This window comes from Corynebacterium sp. USCH3 (genome assembly GCF_037619475.1).
Taxonomy (GTDB): domain Bacteria; phylum Actinomycetota; class Actinomycetes; order Mycobacteriales; family Mycobacteriaceae; genus Corynebacterium.
The window spans coordinates 71,142-91,483 of record NZ_JAQPZT010000007.1 but is presented as its reverse complement, the minus strand read 5'-3'; the positions used below and the strand labels follow the sequence as shown (position 1 = coordinate 91,483).

The window sequence follows — 20,342 nt, the reverse complement described above, 5'->3', positions numbered from 1 at the left end:
GGCAGGCTACCGGTCGGTGCAGGTGCCGATCCAGTCGTTGAAGCGCTGCCCCGAGATCCGTTCGTAGGCGTCGACGTAGCGCTCACGGGTCGCCTCGACGACCGGTCCCGGCAACTCCGGCGGCGGGGTGCCCCCGTTCTTGTCCCACCCCGACTTCGGCCCCGTCAGCCAGTTGCGGACGTACTGCTTGTCGAAGCTGGGCTGCACCTTGCCCTCCTCGTAGGAGTCGGCCGGCCAGTAGCGCGACGAGTCCGGGGTCAGGACCTCGTCACCGAGCACCAGGTTGCCCTCGGCGTCCAGACCGAACTCGAACTTGGTGTCGGCCAGGATGATGCCGTGCTCCGCCGCGATCCCCGCCGCCTGGGTGTAGATCGCGATCGAGGCGTCACGCAGTTCCTCGGCACGCTCCCGACCGAGGCCCTCGACGACGACGTCGAAGGAGACGTTCTCGTCGTGGTCGCCGATCTCCGCCTTCGTCGCCGGGGTGAAGATCGGTTCCGGCAGCTTGGACGACTCGGTCAGGCCGTCGGGAAGTTCCACGCCGCACACGGCACCGTTCTCCCGGTACTCGGCGAGGCCGGAGCCGGTGAGGTAGCCGCGGACGACGCACTCGAACGGCAGCATCTCCAGTTTGCGGCAGACCTGCGCCCGTCCCAGGGACTTCTGCGGGATGCGCTCGTCGTCGGCGGGACCGGCGAGGTGGTTCGGAAAATCGATGCGGTCGAAGAAGAAGTCACTCATCGCGGTGAGCACCCGCCCCTTGTCCGGGATCGGGGTCTCCAACACGAAGTCGAAGGCGGAGATCCGGTCGGTGGCCACCATGAGCAGGGTGTCCTCGTCGATCTCGTAGATCTCACGGACCTTTCCCGCGGAGAAATGGGTGTAGTCGGACAAGTCGGGTCGCATGGCCTGCAGAGTCTAGCCCTCGCGTCCGGCAATCTCCACGCGCCCCCCTGCACCACCGTCCCGTGCTGCGCCGGGGATTTCCGTTTCACCATGCGAGACACGGAGAAGTCACTAGAATTTCCATTTTCGACGTTTCCTGTACACCTCACGAAAGTGCCATCCATGAGAATCCGACCCCGTCGGGCACTGGCGGCGACCCTCACCGGGCTCGCCCTGCTGCTCTCCACGACGGCGTGTGTACCGGACCGGGACGACATCCCGTCCGACTACATCACGTTCTTCGGCGGCGAACCACAGAATCCGCTGCTGACCACCAACACCAACGAGATCCAGGGCGGTGAAGTCCTCCGAGCCATGTACACCGGTCTCGTTGCCTACAGCCCGGAGGGCGAGCCCTACAATGCGGTCGCCGAAGACATCGAGCCGAACGACGACTCCTCCAGTTTCCACGTGACCCTCAAGAACGACTGGACCTTCACCAACGGTGAACCGGTGACCTCCGCCAGCTTCATCGACGCCTGGAACTTCGGCGCAACCTCCGCCAACGCCCAGCTCGGCGCGGACTTCTTCTCCGCCATCGAGGGATACGACGACGTCGCCGGTGAGAACGCCACCGCGACGGAGATGTCCGGCCTGACCGAGATCAACGATCACGAATTCACCGTCGACCTCTCGGCCCCGGACGCCTCCTTCCCGACCCAGCTCGGGTACATCGCTTTCGCCCCCCTGCCCCAGGTCGCCTTCGAGGACATGGATGCTTTCGGACAGCACCCGGTCGGCAACGGTCCCTACCTGTTCGACGGCGACGACGCCTGGCAGCACAATGTCTCGATCCAGCTCAAGGCCAACCCGGACTACGCCGGAGACGACAAGGCGCAGAACCCGGGTATCGCGTTCAAGCACTACTCGGACGTGGCCACGGCCTACGCGGATCTGCAGTCCGGCGACCTGGACCACATGCGTGAGAACGTCGGCCCCCGGGCACTCCCCAGCTACCGGGTGGACTTCCCCGACAGTAACGACGACGCTCCCTACGCCGCGATCCAGAACTTCACCATCCCCGAGAACCTCCCGGGCTTCCAGACCGATGAAGAGGGCCGTCTGCGCCGTGCGGCGATCTCCATGGCCATCGACCGGGAACTGATCATCGAGAAGCTGTACTTCGGTGGACGCGAAATCGCCGAGGACTTCGGCGCTCCGACCCTCGAAGGCGGCATCGCCGACGTGCCCGGCAAGGAGGTGCTGACCTACCAGCCGGAGAAGGCCCGCGAACTGTGGGAGAAGGCCAACGAGATCAACCCCTACAGCGGTGAATCGTTCCAGATCGCCTACAACGCCGACGGTGGTCACCAGCAATGGGTCGAGGCTGCGACAAACAGCATCCGTCAGACGCTTGGCATCCCTGCCTCCGGCAAGGCCTACCCCACCTTCCAGGCGATGCGTGACGCAGTGGTCAACCGGACCATCGGTTCGGCCTTCCGTTCCGGCTGGAACGCCGACTACCCGTCCATCTCGTCCTTCCTGGTCTCCAACTACCGCACCGGCGGCGGCTCGAACGACGGCGACTACTCCAACCAGGAGTTCGACGACCTGCTCGCCCAGGCGTCCTCCTCGCCGGACTCCGAGGCCGCCCAGGCCTACTACGACGACGCCCAGGCCGTCCTGATGGAGGATCTGCCGCAGATCCCCCTGTGGTACTACGCCGCAACCACGGCCTGGAACCCTGACCTGCACGGCGTCCAGACGAACTGGCAGGGTATGCCGGTCTACACCGCGATCACGAAGGACGGTGAGTGACCGTGTGGTGGTACCTCGGCAAACGACTCCTCCAGCTCATCCCCGTCTTCTTCGGGGCGACCTTCCTCATCTACGCCATGGTCTTCCTCATGCCGGGAGACCCCGTCCTCGCCCTGGCCGGCGACAAGGCCGCCGAACCGGCCGTCCTCGACCAGATCCGCGCCGACTACAACCTGGACAAGCCCTTCCTCGTCCAGTACCTGCTCTTCATCGGTGGGTTCTTCACCGGTGACATGGGCACGACCTTCTCCGGCCGTGCCGTCACCGAGGTCCTCGCCGAGACCTTCCCGATCACCATCCGGCTGGCGCTGATGGCGCTGGTCATCGAGGCCGTGATGGGCATCGTCTTCGGCCTGATCGCCGGGCTGAAGAAGGGCAAGTGGTTCGACTCGACGCTGCTGGTCGTGTCCCTGTTCATCATCGCCGTGCCGACCTTCGTCATTGGTTTCGTCGGCCAGTTCCTCTTCGGCATCCAGTGGGGAATCCTCCCCCCGACCGTCGGCTCCGACGGCTCCTTCGGACGCCTCCTGCTGCCCGCCATCGTGCTGGGCATGGTCTCCTTCGCCTACGTGCTGCGCCTGACCCGCTCCGAGGTGGCGCAGAACCTGCGCGCCGATTTCGTGCGCACGGCCTCGTCGCGCGGGCTCTCCCGCGGCGTCGTCGTCCGTGACCACGTCCTGCGCAACTCGCTGGTGCCCGTGGTCACCTTCCTCGGTGCCGACCTCGCCACCCTGATGGGTGGGGCGATCGTCACCGAAGGCATCTTCAACATCCACGGTGTCGGCGGACTGATCTTCCAGTCCGTCAGCATCGGTGAAGCCCCCACCGTGGTCAGTGTCGTGACGATTCTGGTGGTCATCTTCGTGGTGGCCAACCTCCTCATCGACCTGCTCTACGCCCTGCTCGACCCGAGGATCCGCTATGCCTGACACCCACAACCGTAACCAGCGCTGGGTCGCCGACGTCGTCACCGAGGACGTCCTGACCCGCGACCAGCTCCTCCCCGAGGACGCCCCCGCCGGCTTCTGGGGCACCGCCTGGCGCAACCTGCGCCGCCGCCCGATGTTCTGGGTCTCGACGGTGATCATCCTCGCCGTCCTGCTCGTCACCGTGTTCCCCGGCCTGTTCACCTCCACCGACCCGACCGCCGCGACGCTGGAGGACTCCCTCGAGCCCGCCCGCGACGGCCACCCCTTCGGCTTCACCCAGCAGGGCTACGACGTCTTCGCCCGCACCATCTACGGCGCCCAGGCCTCCGTGGTCACCGGCCTAGTGACCACCCTCGTCGTCGCGCTCCTGGGCGTGGTCATCGGCTCCCTCGCCGGCTACTTCGGCGGCTGGATCGACGCCGTCCTGTCCCGTCTGACCGACATCTTCTTCGCCGTGCCGCTGCTGCTCGCCGCGATCGTGCTCATGCAGCTCTTCGAGGTGCGCAACGTGTGGACCGTCGTGCTCGTGCTCTCGGCCTTCGGCTGGCCGCAGATGGCTCGCATGGTCCGTGGCGCGGTTCTGCAGGCCAAGAACAACGAGTACGTGCAGGCATCCCGCGCCCTCGGCCTGACCCGCGGCGGAATCCTCGTCCGGCACATCCTGCCGAACTGCCTCGCCCCGATCATCGTGATGATGACCACCAACCTCGGTATCTACATCGTCGCCGAAGCGACACTGTCCTACCTCGGCGTCGGCCTGCCGCCGGACACCGTCTCCTGGGGCAACGACATCTCCACCGCGCAGGACGTCCTGCGCCTCTCCCCGGAGATCCTGTTCTACCCGGCCGGTGCGCTCGCGATCACCGTCCTGGGATTCATCCTGCTGGGCGACACCCTCAAGGACGCCCTCGACCCGAAGGAGCGCACCCGATGACCGACGCACCCCTGCTCTCCATGCGCGGTGTCGACATCGCCTTCGGCACGCAGAAAGCCCCGAAACCCACCGTCTTCGGCATCGACCTGGACATCTGGCCCGGTGAGACCGTCGCCATCGTCGGCGAGTCCGGCTCCGGCAAGTCCACCACCGCCATGAGCATCATGGGACTCATGCCCGGCGACGGCCACGTCACCGACGGCACCATCACCTTCGAGGGCGAGGACATCACCCACGCCTCCGCCAAGCGGTTCACCGAACTGCGCGGCGACCACATCGGCCTGGTCCCCCAGGACCCGATGAGCAACCTCAACCCGGTGTGGACCATCGGCCACCATGTCAAGGAAGCGTTGAAGGCCAACGGCATCGCCACCGGATCCGCCGCGCACACCCGCGCCGTCGAGCTCCTCGGTGAGGCCGGCCTCAGCGACGCCGAACGCCGCATCAACCAGTACCCGCACCAGTACTCCGGCGGCATGCGTCAGCGTGCCCTCATCGCCTGCGGGCTGGCGGCCCGTCCCTCCCTGCTCATCGCCGACGAGCCGACCTCAGCGCTCGACGTCACCGTGCAGCGCCAGATCCTCGATCACCTGCAGAGTCTGACCGACGACCTCGGTACGGCCGTCCTGCTGATCACCCACGACCTGGGGCTCGCCGCCGAGCGCGCCGACCGCATCGTGGTGATGAGCCAGGGCCACATCGTCGAGTCCGGGCCCGCCCTGGAGATCCTCCAGGATCCGCACCACCCCTACACCCGCAAACTCGTCTCCGCGGCACCGTCCATCGGGGCCCGACGCAGCGAGGTACAGGTCACCGAGCCGGTGCCCGACACTGCCACCGGCACCTCCGAGACCTCGCCGCTGATCAGCGTGGAGAAGTTGCGCAAGGTCTTCCAGGTGCCCGGCGACACACCGTGGCGCAAGGAGGACTTCACCGCGGCAGACGACATCAGCTTCTTCCTGCGCCGCGGTCGGACGCTGGCGTTGGTGGGGGAGTCCGGCTCCGGCAAATCCACCGTCGCCCAGATGGTCCTCGGCCTGCTGAAACCCACCTCGGGCACCGTCACCTTCGACGGCGAGGACGTCACCGACCTGGACCGGAAAGCGGAGATGGCGTTCCGCCGACGCGTCCAGCCGGTGTTCCAGAACCCCTACGGCTCGGTCGACCCGATGTACTCGGTGTTCAACACCATCGCCGAGCCGTTGAAGATCCACGGCGTCGGGTCGAAGAAGGACCGCGAGAAGCGTGTCCGTGAGCTGCTGGACCTCGTGGCCATGCCACAGTCGATGATGCCGCGGTTCCCCGGGGAGCTCTCCGGCGGACAGCGTCAGCGTGTGGCCATCGCCCGCGCCATGGCCCTGGGACCGGACGCGCTGATCCTCGACGAGGCGGTGAGCGCGCTCGACGTGCTGGTGCAGTCCCAGGTCCTGGACCTGCTGAACCAGCTGCAACGGGACATGGACCTGACCTACCTGTTCATCACCCACGACCTGGCGGTGGTCAAGCAGATCGCCGACGAGACCCTGGTGATGCAGCACGGCCGGATCGTGGAACGCGGCGAGACCGACGACCTCTTCGACCACCCGGCCGAGGAGTACACACGTCGACTGCTGGACTCGATCCCCGGCGGGACAATCCCCCTGCACCAGGGATAGCTCCTCTGGCGTCGGCTCAGAAGAGATGCCGGAGGAAGCTCTCCGGCTCACCGAGGAACCGGCGCCAGTTCTGTACGAGAGCAAGGTCGTCGTAGTCGGCCCGGTGAATCCCGGTGTCGTCCAGTTCGAGGATCTCGGCCCCGGGCGCTGATGCGAGGAGGGGCGAGTGGGTGGAGAGGATGACCTGTGATCCACGCTCGATGAGCTGCGCGATCTGCGCCAACAGCATCAGGCACCCATTGAACGACAGGGCGGACTCGGCTTCGTCGAAGATCCAGAGCCCTCGGATCCCCGCCCTGTCCGTGAAGAATTCGATGAACGATTCTCCGTGGCTCTGGAAATTGTGCCGCCCACAGCTGCCAATTCCGTCCAGGTAGGCGAAGTGACTGTGCATGGTCTCGGCGCGGAGGAACACACCTTTCCTCGCGGCCCCTCCGGCACGGATCAGCTTCAGGTTGTCCGCGAGGCCGGACTCTGTCCGCTGGGTCGAGTGCATCGCGTCCCGTGTGCCGCCTTCCGGGTTGAGGCCGTAGGCCTCGGCGACCGCTTCGACGAGCGTCGACTTCCCCGAACCGTTCTCACCGACGAGAACTGTCAGCCGCGACAGGTCGATGCCGTTGTCAAGTACATCCCTGACAGCGGGAACGGTGGCAGGCCAGACGCCGCGGTCCGCCGGATAGACGGTCAGCTCCTCGACCCTGCGTACCGGAAGTGGAGGCGGGTAGGGCATACCGCCAGTGTATCGCCCCCACCCCCGGACGGCCCGACATCGAATGAGGTACTGGACGGCATCGGGGGTGACGGCAACCGCGCGCACCAACCACCGTTTCCGAAACAGAACATTTGCCCCGGGTGACGGTGGCATAGTGGACGCCGAAACCATGTGTCAGCAGTCACAGTTCAGTCACAGCGCCGCCTGGACCGCCTGAACCGCCTGGGCCACTGACACGGTCACGCATCCCGAGCACCCGAGCCTCTAGGAGTTCCACCCCGTGGAGAAGCACACCGTTCGCGTTCACCCTTCAGCCGAAGAGTTCCCGAAGAAGGAGCACCTGGCCTGGAAGGTCGCCGAAGTCGCGGCCGACCCGGTGGCCGTGCCGACCGACTCCGCCGACATGGCGGTCAACCGCATCATCGACAACGCCTCGGTGGCCGTCGCCTCCGTGCTGCGCCGTCCGCCGTCGACCGCCCGCTCCCAGGCACTGAGCCACCCCTACTCCCCCGGTGCGACGGTCTTCGGCGTGCCCGGGACCTACTCGCCGGAGTGGGCCGCCCTGGCCAACGGCACCGCCGTGCGCGAGCTCGACTTCCACGACACCTTCCTCGCCGCCGAGTACTCCCACCCCGGCGACAACATCCCGCCGATCCTGGCGACTGCCCAGCACAAGGGACTCTCCGGTGCGGACCTGGTCCGCGGCATCGTCACCGGCTACGAGATCCAGGTCGACCTGGTCAAGGGCATCTGCCTGCACGAGCACAAGATCGACCACGTCGCCCACCTCGGCCCGTCGGTCGCCGCCGGCATCGGCACGCTGCTGAAGCTGGACACCGAGACGATCTACCAGGCCATCGGCCAGGCACTGCACACCACGACCGCCACCCGCCAGTCCCGCAAGGGACTGATCAGCTCATGGAAGGCCTTCGCCCCGGCGTTCGCCGGCAAGATGGCCATCGAGTCAGTCGACCGTGCGATGCGCGGCGAAGGCGCCCCGTCGCCGATCTGGGAGGGCGAGGACGGTGTCATCGCCTGGATGCTCGACGGCAAGGACGCCAACTACACGGTGCCCCTGCCCGCCCCCGGCGAGGCCAAGCGCGGCATCCTGGACACCTACACCAAGCAGCACTCCGCGGAGTACCAGTCCCAGGCCCCGATCGACCTGGCACGACGTATGGGTGCCCAGCTCCGCGACCAGGGGCACGACCTGTCGACGATCGAGTCCATCGTCCTGCACACCAGCCACCACACCCACTACGTCATCGGCACCGGCGCGAACGACCCGCAGAAGTTCGACCCGGACGCCTCGCGCGAGACGCTCGACCACTCCGTGATGTACATCTTCGCCGTCGCCCTCGAGGACGGCGAGTGGCACCACGAGCACAGTTACTCCCCGGAGCGGGCCCACCGTCCCGAGACCATCGAGCTGTGGAACAAGATCAGCACCGTCGAGGATCCGGAGTGGACCCGCCGGTACCACTCCACCGACCCGAACGAGAAGGCCTTCGGCGCCAAGGCCGTGATCACCCTCACCGACGGGACCGTCCTGACCGACGAGCTGGCCGTCGCCGACGCCCACCCGCTGGGAGCACACCCCTTCACCCGGGAGCAGTACATCGGCAAGTTCCGCACCCTGGCCGAGGGTCTGGTCGACGACAAGGAGCAGGACCGCTTCCTCGAGGCAGCGACCAACACCCTGGAGCTCGGGGCCGGCGACCTCAACCAGCTCACCGTCACCTTCTCCGAGGACGTGCTGGCGCGCGCGCCGAAGATCACCGAGGGGCTGTTCTAGATGCCCGGGTTGTTCTCGAGCACCGTCACACCCACCCAGCGGCGCCGGGCGTTCCGCGAGGGTCTGACCTCCGGAACGATCCAGCGTCTGCCCGGTGCGTTTTCGCCGCTGGTGGCCCGGGCCATCCAGGAAGCGGGCTTCGACGGGGTGTACGTCTCCGGTGCTGTCGTCGCCGCGGACCTGGCACTGCCGGACATCGGACTGACCACCCTCACCGAGGTCGCCGGACGCTCGGCCCAGATCGCCCGCGCCACGGACCTGCCGGTCCTGGTGGACGCCGACACCGGCTTCGGTGAGCCGATGTCCGCCGCACGCACCATCAGCGAGCTGGAGGACGCCGGTGTCGCCGGCTGCCACCTGGAGGACCAGGTCAACCCCAAGCGCTGCGGCCACCTCGACGGCAAGGAGGTCGTGCCCACCGAGCTGATGCTGCGCCGGATCACCGCCGCCGTCAACGAGCGTCGCGACGATTCCTTCGTGCTCTGCGCGCGTACCGACGCCGCCGGCATCGAAGGGATCGACGCCGCGATCGAGCGGGCGAAAGCCTACGCCGACGCCGGGGCGGACCTGATCTTCACCGAGGCGCTGCACACCCCGGAAGACTTCGAGAAGTTCCGTGCGGCGGTCGACATCCCCCTGCTGGCGAACATGACCGAGTTCGGCAAGACAGAGCTGCTCAGCGCGCAGACCCTGCAGGACATCGGCTACAACGCGGTGATCTACCCGGTCACCACGCTGCGTATCGCCATGGGCCAGGTCGAGGCGGCACTGTCCGACATCGCCGAGACCGGCACCCAGACCGGTTGGATCGACCGGATGCAGCACCGTTCGCGACTGTACGAACTGCTGCGCTACAGCGAGTACAACGCCTTCGACAGCAATGTCTTCACCTACACCACACCAGACACCACCTCCTGAAAGGATTTTTCCTGATGAGCGAGAACACCACCGACAACTCCCCGGCGAACACCACGGAGATCCGCAAGGGACTCAACGGCGTCGTCGTCGACTACACCGCCGTGTCCAAGGTCAACCCGGAGACCAACTCCCTGACCTACCGCGGGTACCCCGTCCAGGAGCTCGTGGAGCACTGCAACTTCGAGGACGTCGCCTACCTGCTCTGGAACGGCGAGCTGCCGACGTGGCGTGAGTACCAGGAGTTCGGCCAGCGTGAGAGGGCCCTGCGTCCTGTCACCCGCGGCCTGCTCGACCTGATCGCCTCGCTGCCCAAGACCGCCCACCCGATGGACGTCGTCCGCACCGCGGTGAGTTGGCTGGGTACCCAGGACGTCACCAACGCCGACAGCAGCTCGGACACGGTGCGTCGCACCGGTCTGAGCCTGCTGGCCAAGCTGCCGGCGATCATCGCCTACGACATGCGTCGTCGGCACAACCTGGAGTTCATCCCCCCGTCACGCACCCGAGGGATCGCCTCGAACTTCCTGTACATGTGCTTCGGTGACGGTCCGGACTCCCCGGCGAACAACATGGACGACGTCAAGGCGTTCGACCAGTCGCTGATCCTGTACGCCGAGCACTCGTTCAACGCCTCCACGTTCACCGGCCGGGTGATCACCTCCACGACCTCGGACGTCTACTCGGCGGTCACCGGTGCCGTCGGTGCTCTGAAGGGTGCACTGCACGGCGGCGCCAATGAGGCGGTGATGCACAACTTCCTCGAGGTCGATGATCCGGCCAAGGCCGAGGCCTGGGTCCTGGACAAGGCCGACAACAAGCAGAAGATCATGGGCTTCGGCCACCGTGTGTACAAAAAGGGTGACTCGCGGGTGCCGTCGATGGAGGCCGCGATGCGTCGCACCGCCGCCAACCACGACGGTGACAAGTGGGTCCAGATGTACGACAACATGCAGGCCGCGATGGAGAAGCGCACCGGCATCCTGCCGAACCTGGACTTCCCCGCCGGCCCGACGTACTACATGCTCGGCATCGACATCCCGTTCTTCACCCCGATCTTCGTGATGGCCCGGGTGGTGGGGTGGACCGCCCACATCGTGGAGCAGAACGAGTCCAACGCCCTGATCCGCCCGCTGAGCGCCTACAACGGCGAGGAGCAGCGGGTGGTCGCCGACAACGTCGGACGCTGACGACCTGCATTTCCCGCACCCGTGTCGACGGTCACCGCCGTCGGCACGGGTGCATTGTTATTGTCACGAACCCCTCGACAGTGGCGTAGATCACCAGTAATCTTTAAGGCTGGTCTGACCTCACTACCCCACCTGAAACCCACCGGTATCTGGAAAGGACGCCTCACATGGCTGACCCGCACTCCTTCTCGAAGATTCTCGTCGCCAACCGCGGCGAAATCGCCGTCCGCGCCTTCCGCGCCGCCTACGAAACCGGCGCCACCACCGTCGCGGTCTACCCCAGAGAAGACCGCAACTCCTTCCACCGAGCCTTCGCCTCCGAAGCCGTACGCATCGGCACCGACGACTCACCGGTCAAGGCCTACCTCAACATCGACGAGATCATCCGCGCAGCGAAAGCCACCGGCGCCGACGCGATCTACCCCGGCTACGGCTTCCTGTCAGAAAACGCCACCCTCGCCCGCCGCGCCGCCGAAAACAACATCACCTTCATCGGCCCCGACCCCGACACCCTCGACCTCACCGGCGACAAAGCCGCCGCCGTCGACGCCGCCAAAAAAGCCGGCCTACCCATCCTCGACGACTCACCCCCCAGCGCCGACATCGACGACCTCGTCTCCTTCGCCGAGGGCCGGACCTACCCCCTGTTCGTCAAGGCCGTCGCCGGCGGCGGCGGACGTGGCATGCGTTTCGTCGGTTCCCCCGACGAGCTCGCCGAGCGCGCCGCCGAGGCCTCCCGTGAGGCCGAAGCCGCCTTCGGCGACGCCCGGGTCTACATCGAACGCGCGGTGATCAACCCCCAGCACATCGAAGTCCAGATCCTCGCCGACCACACCGGCAACGTCATCCACCTCTACGAGCGCGACTGCTCCCTGCAACGCCGCCACCAGAAAGTCGTGGAAATCGCCCCCGCCCAACACCTCGACCCACAGTTGCGCGAGACAATCTGCGCCGACGCGGTACGCTTCTGCGAATCCATCAACTACACCGGTGCCGGCACCGTGGAATTCCTCGTCGACGAAGACGGCAACCACGTCTTCATCGAGATGAACCCACGCATCCAGGTCGAACACACCGTCACCGAGGAAGTCACCTCCGTGGACCTGGTCAAATCCCAGATCCAGATCGCCGCCGGCGCCACCCTGGACGATCTCGGCCTGCACCAGGACACCATCACCACCCGCGGGGCGGCACTGCAGTGCCGCATCACCACCGAAGACCCCTCCAACGGTTTCCGCCCCGACACCGGCACCATCACCGCCTACCGCTCCCCCGGCGGAGCCGGGGTGCGCCTCGACGGGGCAGCGAGCCTGGGCGGGGAGATCTCCCCGCACTTCGACTCGATGCTGGTGAAGATGACCTGCCGTGGCGCCGACTTCGCCCAGGCCGTCGCCCGGGCCCAACGCGCCCTGGCCGAGTTCACCGTCTCCGGGGTGGCGACCAACATCGGTTTCCTGCGCGCGATGCTGCGCGAAGACGACTTCCAGTACCACCGCATCGCCACCTCGTTCATCACCGAGCACCCGCACCTGCTCACCGCCCCGCCGGCCGACGACGAACCCGGCCGGATCCTGGACTACCTCGCCGACGTCACCGTCAACCAACCCCACGGGGCCTGCCCCACCGACGTGGTGCCCCACCGCAAACTCCCCGAACTCCACACCACCACCGACACCACCGACAGCACCGACAGCACCGACAGCACCGACACCAGTGCGGGGCTGCCGGCCGGCTCGCGCGACCGACTGCTCAAGCTCGGACCGAAAGAGTTCGCCCGCGGTCTGCGCACCCAGACCGCACTCGGGGTCACCGACACCACCTTCCGTGACGCCCACCAGTCCCTGCTGGCGACCCGGGTACGCACCAACCCGTTGGTCGACGCCGCGACGGCGGTCGCCCGCCTGACCCCCGAACTGCTCTCCGTGGAAGCCTGGGGCGGGGCAACCTACGATGTCGCCCTGCAGTTCCTCCACGAAGACCCGTGGGAACGCCTCGACCAGCTGCGTACCGCGATGCCGAACACCAACATCCAGATGCTGCTGCGCGGGCGCAACACCGTCGGCTACACCCCCTACCCCGACATCGTCGCACAGAAGTTCGTCGCCGAAGCCGCCGCCTCCGGGGTGGACATCTTCCGCATCTTCGACGCACTCAACGACACCACCCAGATGCGCACCGCCATCGACGCCGTGCTGGAAACCAACACCGCCGTCGCCGAGGTCGCCATGGCCTACTCCGGGGACCTGTCCGACCCGGGTGAGACGCTCTACACCCTCGACTACTACCTGCGGCTGGCCGAGCAGATCGTCGCCTCCGGCGCGCACGTCCTGGCGATCAAGGACATGGCCGGCCTGCTGCGCCCCGCAGCGGCGACAACCCTGGTCACCGCACTTCGCAAGAACTTCGATGTGCCGGTGCACCTGCACACCCACGACACCGCCGGCGGGCAGCTGGCGACCTACCTCGCCGCCGCCGAGGCTGGGGTCGACGCGGTCGACGGTGCGTCGGCCTCGATGGCCGGCACGACGTCGCAGCCGTCACTGTCGGGTATCGTCGCCGCCTTCGCGCACACCGACCGCGACACCGGCATCAGCCTGGACGCGGTGAACTCGCTGGAGCCCTACTGGGAGGCCGTGCGCGCGGTGTACGCCCCCTTCGAATCCGGGCTCACCGGCCCGACCGGGCGGGTCTACCGCCACGAGATCCCTGGCGGGCAATTGTCGAACCTGCGGACCCAGGCGACCGCACTGGGGTTGGGGGATCGCTTCGAGCTGATCGAGGACGCCTACGCCGGAGTCAACGAACTCCTCGGCCGACCGACCAAGGTCACCCCGTCGTCCAAGGTCGTCGGCGATCTGGCGCTGCACCTGGTCGGCGCCGGAGTCTCGGTGGCGGACTTCGCCGCGGACCCGCAGCGCTACGACATCCCCGCCAGTGTGATCGCCTTTCTGCGCGGCGAGTTGGGCACACCCCCGGGTGGGTGGCCGGAGCCGTTGCGTACCCGCGCGTTGGAGGGACGTGGTGACGCCACCGCCGACCGCACCGTGTCGGTGCCGGCTGAGGAGCAGACCCATCTGGATGGGGAATCTGCTGAGCGTCGCGGTGCGTTGAGCCGGTTGTTGTTCCCCAAGGAGTCCACCGGGTTTGACGAGCACCGTCGTAGTTTCGGTGACGTGTCGATCCTGACTGACCGGCAGTTCCTCTACGGGCTGGTCGAGGGTGAGGAAACCGTGGTACGGATCAAGAACAACCCGCCGATGGTGGTGCGCCTCGACGCTGTCGGTGAGCCCGACGACAAGGGCATGCGCCAGGTGGTGTGCACCGTCAACGGGCAGATCCGCCCGATGCGGGTGCGTGACCGCTCGGTGGAGTCGGTCACCGCTGCCGCGGAGAAGGCTGATCCGGGTGTGGCCGGGCAGATCTCTGCACCATTCGCCGGGGTCGTCACCGTCACCGCCAGTGTGGGTGACACCGTCGAGGCCGGGGACGCGGTCGCGGTGATTGAGGCGATGAAGATGGAGGCCACGATCACGTCCCCGGTCGCCGGCACCGTGAAGCGGGTGGTGATGACCCAGCCGACGAAGGTCGAGGGCGGCGACCTGCTCACCGTCGTGGAGTAGCTCGTGGAGTAGCTAGACGACGGGTCCCCGCGACCCGTCCACGACCCGTTTCATCACCATCGTGGAGTTCAACCGCTCCACCCCGGGCAGGGTTCCGAGGACGGCATCGTAGAGTTCCTGGTAGCCGGCCATATCAGTGGTCAACGTGCGCAGGATGTAGTCGGTCTCCCCGAAGAGCCGCTCGGCGGAGACGATGGCCGGCTCATTCGTGACCGCCTCCTCGAAGGCGGCGACGGTGGCCTGGTCCGTCCTGCCCATGGTCACCATGACCAGCGCCTCGAAGGTGAGTCCGAGCGCCCCCGGGTCCACCGCAGCGTGGTAGCCCTGGATCACCCCGGTGTTCTCGAGATCCCGCAGCCGACGGTGACATGTCGACACGCTCAGCCGCGCCCGGTCGGCGAGGTCGGTGACGCTCATGCGTCCGTCCCCCTGGAGCAGTGAGATTATCTTCCGGTCAATCGCATCCATGGGGAAGATCTTCCCACACATGCCCGGACAGGCGCGGAAAATTCGAAACACATTCCCCGCTACCTGCAATAAGCTTTCATATCATGGAAGCTACTCTGGTCCTGCAGTTCGCCGTCATGTCCGCACTGCTGACTCTGGTGCCCGGTGCGGACTGGGCCTATGTCATCACCACCGGCGCCCGCAGCCGGTCCGTCGTCCCGCCCGTCCTCGGCCTCGCCAGCGGGTACGTCCTGCTCGTCGGCGCCGTCGCAGTCGGTGTCGGCGCCCTGGTGTCGACCCACCCCGACATCCTCACGGTGGTGACGCTCGTCGGCGCGTGCTACATCACCTACCTGGGAGTGAGCACCCTGCGGAGCCTGCGGGGCGCCGACGGGGCCCTACTCCTCACCGACGAAGGGACACCCGCGGACGGCAACGACGGACTGCGCCTGTACCTGCGGGGTATGGGTGTCAGCGGCATCAACCCGAAAGCGATGCTGATGCTGCTCGTCCTCCTGCCGCAGTACCTGACCCCCGACGGATGGAGTTCGACCACCCAGACCGGACTCCTCGGAAGCATCTTCATCCTCGAGGTCGTCGTGATCTACTTCGGCGTCGCCCTGTTCGCCCGGACGCTGCTGCTCGGACGGCCGCGGCTGAACACCGCAGTCACGGCCTTCTCCGGAGTGCTCCTGACCGGATTCGGAATCTGGCTACTCCTGGACGGTCTCGCGTTCTAGAGGATCTCGCCCGGCCGGTAGGACGCAGCCTCCGGATGGACGGCGACGAGGGCGTTCACCCGGGCGAGGACGCGGTCCACCTGATCCTCGGCGGCACCGATGAACGCGTGACGGTCGGCCAGGGCGCTGTTCAGTGCCTCTTCGTCGAGCGGCAGCCGCTCATCGGCGGCCAGACGCTGGACCAGGTCCTGGTCCGCGCCGTTCTCCCGCATGTCCAACGCCACGGCGACGGCATTCTCCTTGATGACCTCGTGGGCGGTTTCCCGCCCCACGCCGGCACGCACCGCCGCCATCAGGATCCGGGTGGTGGCCAGGAACGGCAGGTAGCGCTCCAGCTCCCGGTCGATCATGGCGGGGAAGGCACCGAACTCGTCGAGGACGGTGAGGAAGGTCTCGCACATCCCGTCGAAGGCGAAGAACGCGTCAGGCAGGGCGACACGGCGCACCACCGAGCAGAAGACGTCCCCCTCATTCCACTGCGATCCGGCGAGGTCCGAGGCCATGGTCATGTAGCCACGCAGGATGATCTGCATGCCGCCGACGCGCTCACAGGACCGCGCGTTCATCTTGTGCGGCATGGCGGACGAGCCGACCTGCCCCTCCTTGAAGCCCTCGGTCACGGTCTCGTTACCGGCCATCAGACGGATCGTCATCGACAACGACGACATCGCCGCGCCCAGCTCCACCAGCGCAGACAGGGCATCGAAGTCGAGGGAGCGAGGGTAGACCTGCCCGACGGAGTCGAAGATCCGGGCGAAACCGAGCTCGTCGGCGATGGCCTGCTCGAGAGCGGCCAACTTGTTCGGGTCGCCACCCAGCAGGTCGAGCATGTCCTGACTGGTACCCATCGGCCCCTTGATTCCGCGCAGCGGGTAGCGGTCCAGGAGGTTCTCGATACGCTCGATACCGACCATGAGCTCGTCCGCCGCGGAAGCGAAGCGCTTACCCAGCGTCGTCGCCTGTGCCGCGACGTTGTGGGACCGCCCCGCCATCACCAGGGACCTGTACTCCGCGGCATGCCGCCCGATCTGCGCCAGGACGGCGACGGCCTTGTCACGGGCGATGGTCAGCGACCGGTGGATCTGCAGCTGCTCCACGTTCTCGGTCAGGTCGCGGCTGGTCATCCCCTTGTGGATGTCCTCGTGGCCGGCCAGCGCGTTGAACTCCTCGATGCGCGCCTTCACGTCATGCCGGGTGACCTTCTCCCGCTCGGCGATGGAGTCCAGGTCGACGGTGCCGATGGCGTTCTCGTAGTCACTGATCGCCGCCTCGGCGATGTCGACACCGAGGCTCTTCTGCGCCTTCATCACCGCGATCCACAGGCGCCGCTCCATGAGGATCTTGTCCTCGGGGCTCCAGATACCGGTCAGTTCAGCGGAGGCGTAGCGGTTCGCCAGGACATTCGAGATCTTCTTTTTGTCAGCCACGGCAACCAGTATCCCACAACCAATTGCCACAGTGGCCACCGCGAGGCAGGTGCCGTCACCTGCCGTATCTCCGGGAACTACAACCAGGCCGACCAAAGCAACGCTATCCTTACCTCATGAAAACCCTTCGCGTATTCGGCGCGATCCTCGTCCCGGCGGTTGCCGCCGCCCTCTCTCTCAGTGCCTGCTCCTCCAACTCGAGCGGCACTGATCCGTCCACTCCGTCAGGATCGCCGGACTCCGCGGCGTCCTCGCAGGAGTTCCCACTGACCGTCCAGCACGCCCGGGGTACGACGGAGATCCCCGAAGCACCGCAACGCATCATCGCCCTCGACAACGCGTTCCTCGACTATGCGGTCGACCTCGGCGGCACCGTCGTCGGGGTGTCCGACATCGGCGCCGACCTGGTGCCGAGCTACCTCGACGACGAGCAGTCGTCCCACGCGGCGGACGTGGAGTCGGTGGGGAACATCGCCGAACCACAGCTGGAGAAGATCGCCGCGCTGGACCCGGACCTCATCCTGTCGTCCGATGTCCGGCACAAGGAGTACTACGACCAGCTCGCGGCGATCGCGCCGACGGTCTTCAGCGAGGACACCGGTGACACCTGGCAGGAGAACTACCTGCTGACCGGCGAAGCGCTCGGGAAGAAGCAGCAGGCGGAAGACCGGCTCACCGAGATCCGTGACCGCGCCGGCCGCATCGGCGACCGTATCCGGGACACGGATGGCGCAGGGGACGTGCCGGACGTCAGTGTCGTCCGCATCAAGGACGAGAACACCATCAGGTTGTACGGCGAGGACACGTTCTCCGGCTCGGTGCTCGCGATGGTCGGGCTTCCCCGTCCCGATAACCAGGAGTCCGGCTACCCCGGGCAGGACTACGGGATGTACGTCGTCTCACGGGAGAACCTGGACCAGGCCGGGGCCGACCTGATCCTCGTGGCGGTCCCCGAGGAGGGGACAGCCAAGGCGACAGAGTGGGCGGCCATCTCGGATGCGGTTCTCGACACCGCCACATGGAAAGCCTTCGACGGACGCAAGGTCGACGCGGACGAAGGCACCTGGATGACCTCGGTCAGCCCGATCGGTGCCGACCACATCCTCACCGACGTCGCGGACATCTTCGACGTCGACGGGCAGTGACCTCCCCAGGGTCACCGCACGGCGTCAGTCCCGGATGAAACCGTCGTACTCGCTGACCCGGGTGACGTCCTCGCCGTTGCGCAGGACGATCTGCAGGCCGCCCTCGGCATTCCACTCACACTCGTTTTCGGTGATGACGTACCATTCGTCGGTCTCATCATCCTTTTCGATGCTCGCCGCCGACCCCAGGGTCAGGTGGTCCCAGACATCAGCCGGGTCGGTGATGTCCGGGATGCCATAGTCGTCACGCTCCTCGGCGGAGAATTCCTCCACCGTCTCACGGTAATTCGCGAAGACCTGGGAGGTGGCGTCCTTCAGGGCGGACTCCGGCAGGGTCCGGAAGTTCGTCAGGCAGGTCGCGACAGCCTCGATGTCGACGTCCTCCCCGTCGTGGACGACGGTGAACTCCACATCATCATCCACGACGTCGACGCCCAGCGTCGCCGTCCAGTCGTCGTCGCTGTCATTGAACTGGCCGTGTCCCGGAATCTCGATCGTCATGCCGCAACCCTAACGTGTCTCAGCGTCCCGCCTGACACACCGGGCACCAGTAGATCTTGCGCGCAGCCATCTCCCCCAGTTCCACCGGCATCCCGCACACCAGGCACGGCAGTCCGGCGCGACGGTAGACGTACACTTCCCCGCCGTGGTCGTCCTTGCGCGGTTCGCGGCCCATCGCTTCCGGGGTGTGCTCGTCCCGGACCGTGTCGATCCGGCCGTGTTCCAGCCCGTAGTCCATGAGCACGACCATGTCGTCCCAGATGTCCCGGAGTTCCCCCTCGGTGAGCGACTTACCGGGAACGTTCGGGTCGATCCCGGCACGGAACAGGGCTTCGGTGCGGTAGATGCTGCCAACACCGGCGTACATCGACTGGTCCATCAACAGGGCCCCGATGGGCTTCACTGAGCGCCGCGTCCGGGTGAACGCGCGCTGCCGCTTCTCCTCGTTCAGGACGCCATCCCCGGTGTCCCCGCCGAGCGGGCGCAGCGGGTCCACACCGAGCTTCGCCAGCGCCGCGTCCTCCTCTGCCGGGCCGATGACGACGCAGCGCTGCGGTCCCCGCAGGTCCGCAGCGACGTCGCCGTTGTCAATACGCAGGCGTACCTGGCCGCGCGGTTCAGCGAACGGCTCCACCAGGAATGTGCCGATCAACCCCAGGTGGATGTGGATGATCCGGGCGTCCGGTGCATCCGTGTCGCCGAAGTGCAGGAAGAGGTGTTTGCCCCAGGCCGCGGCCCCGGCGAAGTCCAGCCCGTCGAGTGACGCCGCCTCCGTCGCGAAGCGTCCCTGCGGCGAGGAGACGTTGACCGGTCCACCGGCGAACTTCCTGGTGAGTTCGTCAGCCAACCGGTGGATCACATGTCCTTCAGGCATCAGCGCGCATCCGGATCGTTACCGCGAATCCTGTCAACCTGCCGGTCCGCGAGATCCATCAGAATCTGTGGTTCGTCGATACCGCTCGCATCGACACGGAAAGCCACCCCCTCGACATTCCCGACCACAACAGAGATGGGGTTGCCCTCACCCTGCGAGTCAGATTCGCTGACGACCGTGATCACGTGAACGTCGTCTGCTCCGACAATCTCGGCATCAGTCGAATCTGCCAGGAGGGTCACCTCAGGACGGTCGGGTTCGAGCTCAGAATGTTGAGTAAAGGTTCGGCACTCAGACATGTCATCCGGCAACGCCATTCCGGTGTTCTCGGGATCAGTGGAGATCATCGCATTCACCTCCCCACCATCCGAGTCTGCTTGTGGGAGGAACCCCACGGCTGCAGTCGTGTCGGGATTGTCATAGAGCTCCGCCAGCATCGATACCGCGGAGGGTGCGATCGCCGCACACGCCTCAGGTTCCGTGATCACCGCATTGGCAGACTCCAACAGGTCAGACATGTCTTCCTCATTGCCTTCGGCGACGATCTCGGAGGCATCACTCCACTCCCATCCTGCAGGTGTATCGGAATCGGTGAGCATCATGTCAGACGGATCCTTCGACGTGGCGTTACTGGAATCAGTACCGTCACCATCATTGCTGTCACCGGACGAACATGCGGCGGCCGAGGTCAGCAAACCGGCTGCCGCCAGCGCAGCGCATGCACGGCGGAAAGTCTTGTCGATCATCAGTACAGA

Annotated in this window: 17 protein-coding genes; 10 read left to right on the top strand and 7 right to left on the bottom strand. The window is 66.4% G+C overall.

Going from position 1 to position 20,342, the window contains the following annotated elements:
* Positions 1-6 precede the first annotated feature (6 nt).
* Positions 7-906: a phosphoribosylaminoimidazolesuccinocarboxamide synthase gene (locus tag PQI66_RS14660; RefSeq protein ID WP_339999269.1), complete on the bottom strand. Its 900-nt coding sequence runs from the start codon at positions 904-906 to the stop codon at positions 7-9.
* 162 nt (positions 907-1,068) lie between these two features.
* On the opposite strand from PQI66_RS14660, the gene PQI66_RS14655 reads away from it, so the two are divergent.
* The 4 genes from PQI66_RS14655 to PQI66_RS14640 are packed head-to-tail and all read left to right on the top strand — an operon-like array spanning position 1,069 to position 6,221.
* Entirely contained in the window at positions 1,069-2,703 is a 1,635-nt protein-coding gene (locus PQI66_RS14655) for a peptide ABC transporter substrate-binding protein (RefSeq protein ID WP_339999268.1), read from the top strand.
* 2 nt (positions 2,704-2,705) lie between these two features.
* Positions 2,706-3,632 carry an ABC transporter permease gene (locus tag PQI66_RS14650; RefSeq protein WP_339999310.1) on the top strand — a complete coding sequence of 309 codons (927 nt, stop codon included), beginning with the start codon at positions 2,706-2,708 and terminating at the stop codon, positions 3,630-3,632.
* Entirely contained in the window at positions 3,625-4,566 is a 942-nt protein-coding gene (locus PQI66_RS14645) for an ABC transporter permease (RefSeq protein WP_339999267.1), read from the top strand. Before PQI66_RS14650 ends, PQI66_RS14645 begins: the two co-directional genes overlap by 8 nt.
* Complete coding sequence (locus PQI66_RS14640) at positions 4,563-6,221, top strand: ABC transporter ATP-binding protein (RefSeq protein WP_339999266.1); 1,659 nt, start codon at positions 4,563-4,565, stop codon at positions 6,219-6,221. Before PQI66_RS14645 ends, PQI66_RS14640 begins: the two co-directional genes overlap by 4 nt.
* Positions 6,222-6,237: 16 nt before the next feature.
* Here PQI66_RS14640 and PQI66_RS14635 read toward each other — a convergent pair whose 3' ends face one another.
* On the bottom strand, positions 6,238-6,951 hold the full coding sequence (locus PQI66_RS14635; protein WP_339999265.1) for an AAA family ATPase: 714 nt from the start codon (positions 6,949-6,951) through the stop codon (positions 6,238-6,240).
* Between the two features lie 262 nt (positions 6,952-7,213).
* On the opposite strand from PQI66_RS14635, the gene prpD reads away from it, so the two are divergent.
* The 4 genes from prpD to PQI66_RS14615 all read left to right on the top strand — a co-directional run bounded on the left by prpD (position 7,214) and on the right by PQI66_RS14615 (position 14,453).
* Positions 7,214-8,728 (top strand): 2-methylcitrate dehydratase PrpD, encoded by a 1,515-nt coding sequence (gene prpD / locus PQI66_RS14630; protein WP_339999264.1) that lies wholly within the window; start codon positions 7,214-7,216, stop codon positions 8,726-8,728.
* A complete protein-coding gene (gene prpB / locus PQI66_RS14625; RefSeq protein WP_339999263.1) occupies positions 8,729-9,646 on the top strand; it encodes a methylisocitrate lyase in 918 nt (305 codons plus the stop codon). It begins immediately after the preceding gene.
* A 14-nt stretch (positions 9,647-9,660) separates the two neighbouring features.
* Entirely contained in the window at positions 9,661-10,833 is a 1,173-nt protein-coding gene (locus PQI66_RS14620; protein ID WP_339999262.1) for a bifunctional 2-methylcitrate synthase/citrate synthase, read from the top strand.
* A 167-nt stretch (positions 10,834-11,000) separates the two neighbouring features.
* Positions 11,001-14,453, top strand: a complete 3,453-nt coding sequence (locus PQI66_RS14615; RefSeq protein WP_339999261.1) for a pyruvate carboxylase — start codon at positions 11,001-11,003, stop codon at positions 14,451-14,453.
* 12 nt (positions 14,454-14,465) lie between these two features.
* Here PQI66_RS14615 and PQI66_RS14610 read toward each other — a convergent pair whose 3' ends face one another.
* Entirely contained in the window at positions 14,466-14,921 is a 456-nt protein-coding gene (locus PQI66_RS14610; RefSeq protein ID WP_339999260.1) for an Lrp/AsnC family transcriptional regulator, read from the bottom strand.
* 83 nt (positions 14,922-15,004) lie between these two features.
* Here PQI66_RS14610 and PQI66_RS14605 point away from each other — a divergent pair, with 83 nt between their 5' ends.
* Complete coding sequence (locus PQI66_RS14605) at positions 15,005-15,640, top strand: LysE family translocator (protein WP_339999259.1); 636 nt, start codon at positions 15,005-15,007, stop codon at positions 15,638-15,640.
* Here PQI66_RS14605 and purB read toward each other — a convergent pair.
* Positions 15,637-17,076 carry an adenylosuccinate lyase gene (purB, locus tag PQI66_RS14600; RefSeq protein WP_339999309.1) on the bottom strand — a complete coding sequence of 480 codons (1,440 nt, stop codon included), beginning with the start codon at positions 17,074-17,076 and terminating at the stop codon, positions 15,637-15,639. The two genes, PQI66_RS14605 and purB, sit on opposite strands and share 4 nt — an antisense overlap.
* A gap of 107 nt (positions 17,077-17,183) precedes the next feature.
* Here purB and PQI66_RS14595 point away from each other — a divergent pair, with 107 nt between their 5' ends.
* Complete coding sequence (locus PQI66_RS14595) at positions 17,184-18,212, top strand: ABC transporter substrate-binding protein (RefSeq protein ID WP_339999258.1); 1,029 nt, start codon at positions 17,184-17,186, stop codon at positions 18,210-18,212.
* Positions 18,213-18,236: 24 nt separating this feature from the next.
* Here the strand turns inward: PQI66_RS14595 and PQI66_RS14590 are convergent, their stop codons facing one another.
* The 3 genes from PQI66_RS14590 to PQI66_RS14580 are packed head-to-tail and all read right to left on the bottom strand — an operon-like array spanning position 18,237 to position 20,333.
* Entirely contained in the window at positions 18,237-18,713 is a 477-nt protein-coding gene (locus PQI66_RS14590) for a DUF6985 domain-containing protein (protein ID WP_339999257.1), read from the bottom strand.
* A gap of 19 nt (positions 18,714-18,732) precedes the next feature.
* Complete coding sequence (locus PQI66_RS14585; protein WP_339999256.1) at positions 18,733-19,587, bottom strand: Fpg/Nei family DNA glycosylase; 855 nt, start codon at positions 19,585-19,587, stop codon at positions 18,733-18,735.
* Positions 19,587-20,333, bottom strand: a complete 747-nt coding sequence (locus PQI66_RS14580; RefSeq protein ID WP_339999255.1) for a hypothetical protein — start codon at positions 20,331-20,333, stop codon at positions 19,587-19,589. Before PQI66_RS14580 ends, PQI66_RS14585 begins: the two co-directional genes overlap by 1 nt.
* Positions 20,334-20,342: the final 9 nt, after the last annotated feature.

Excerpts from the sequence above, each read along its gene's own strand:
- PQI66_RS14660 (WP_339999269.1), bottom strand. The coding sequence starts at position 906 with ATGCGACCCGACTTGTCCGACTACACCCATTTCTCCGCGGGAAAGGTC.
- PQI66_RS14655 (WP_339999268.1), top strand. The coding sequence starts at position 1,069 with ATGAGAATCCGACCCCGTCGGGCACTGGCGGCGACCCTCACCGGGCTC.
- PQI66_RS14645 (WP_339999267.1), top strand. The coding sequence starts at position 3,625 with ATGCCTGACACCCACAACCGTAACCAGCGCTGGGTCGCCGACGTCGTC.
- PQI66_RS14640 (WP_339999266.1), top strand. The coding sequence starts at position 4,563 with ATGACCGACGCACCCCTGCTCTCCATGCGCGGTGTCGACATCGCCTTC.
- PQI66_RS14635 (WP_339999265.1), bottom strand. The coding sequence starts at position 6,951 with ATGCCCTACCCGCCTCCACTTCCGGTACGCAGGGTCGAGGAGCTGACC.
- prpB (WP_339999263.1), top strand. The coding sequence starts at position 8,729 with ATGCCCGGGTTGTTCTCGAGCACCGTCACACCCACCCAGCGGCGCCGG.
- PQI66_RS14620 (WP_339999262.1), top strand. The coding sequence starts at position 9,661 with ATGAGCGAGAACACCACCGACAACTCCCCGGCGAACACCACGGAGATC.
- PQI66_RS14615 (WP_339999261.1), top strand. The coding sequence starts at position 11,001 with ATGGCTGACCCGCACTCCTTCTCGAAGATTCTCGTCGCCAACCGCGGC.
- PQI66_RS14610 (WP_339999260.1), bottom strand. The coding sequence starts at position 14,921 with ATGGATGCGATTGACCGGAAGATAATCTCACTGCTCCAGGGGGACGGA.
- PQI66_RS14605 (WP_339999259.1), top strand. The coding sequence starts at position 15,005 with ATGGAAGCTACTCTGGTCCTGCAGTTCGCCGTCATGTCCGCACTGCTG.
- PQI66_RS14595 (WP_339999258.1), top strand. The coding sequence starts at position 17,184 with ATGAAAACCCTTCGCGTATTCGGCGCGATCCTCGTCCCGGCGGTTGCC.
- PQI66_RS14590 (WP_339999257.1), bottom strand. The coding sequence starts at position 18,713 with ATGACGATCGAGATTCCGGGACACGGCCAGTTCAATGACAGCGACGAC.
- PQI66_RS14585 (WP_339999256.1), bottom strand. The coding sequence starts at position 19,587 with ATGCCTGAAGGACATGTGATCCACCGGTTGGCTGACGAACTCACCAGG.
- PQI66_RS14580 (WP_339999255.1), bottom strand. The coding sequence starts at position 20,333 with ATGATCGACAAGACTTTCCGCCGTGCATGCGCTGCGCTGGCGGCAGCC.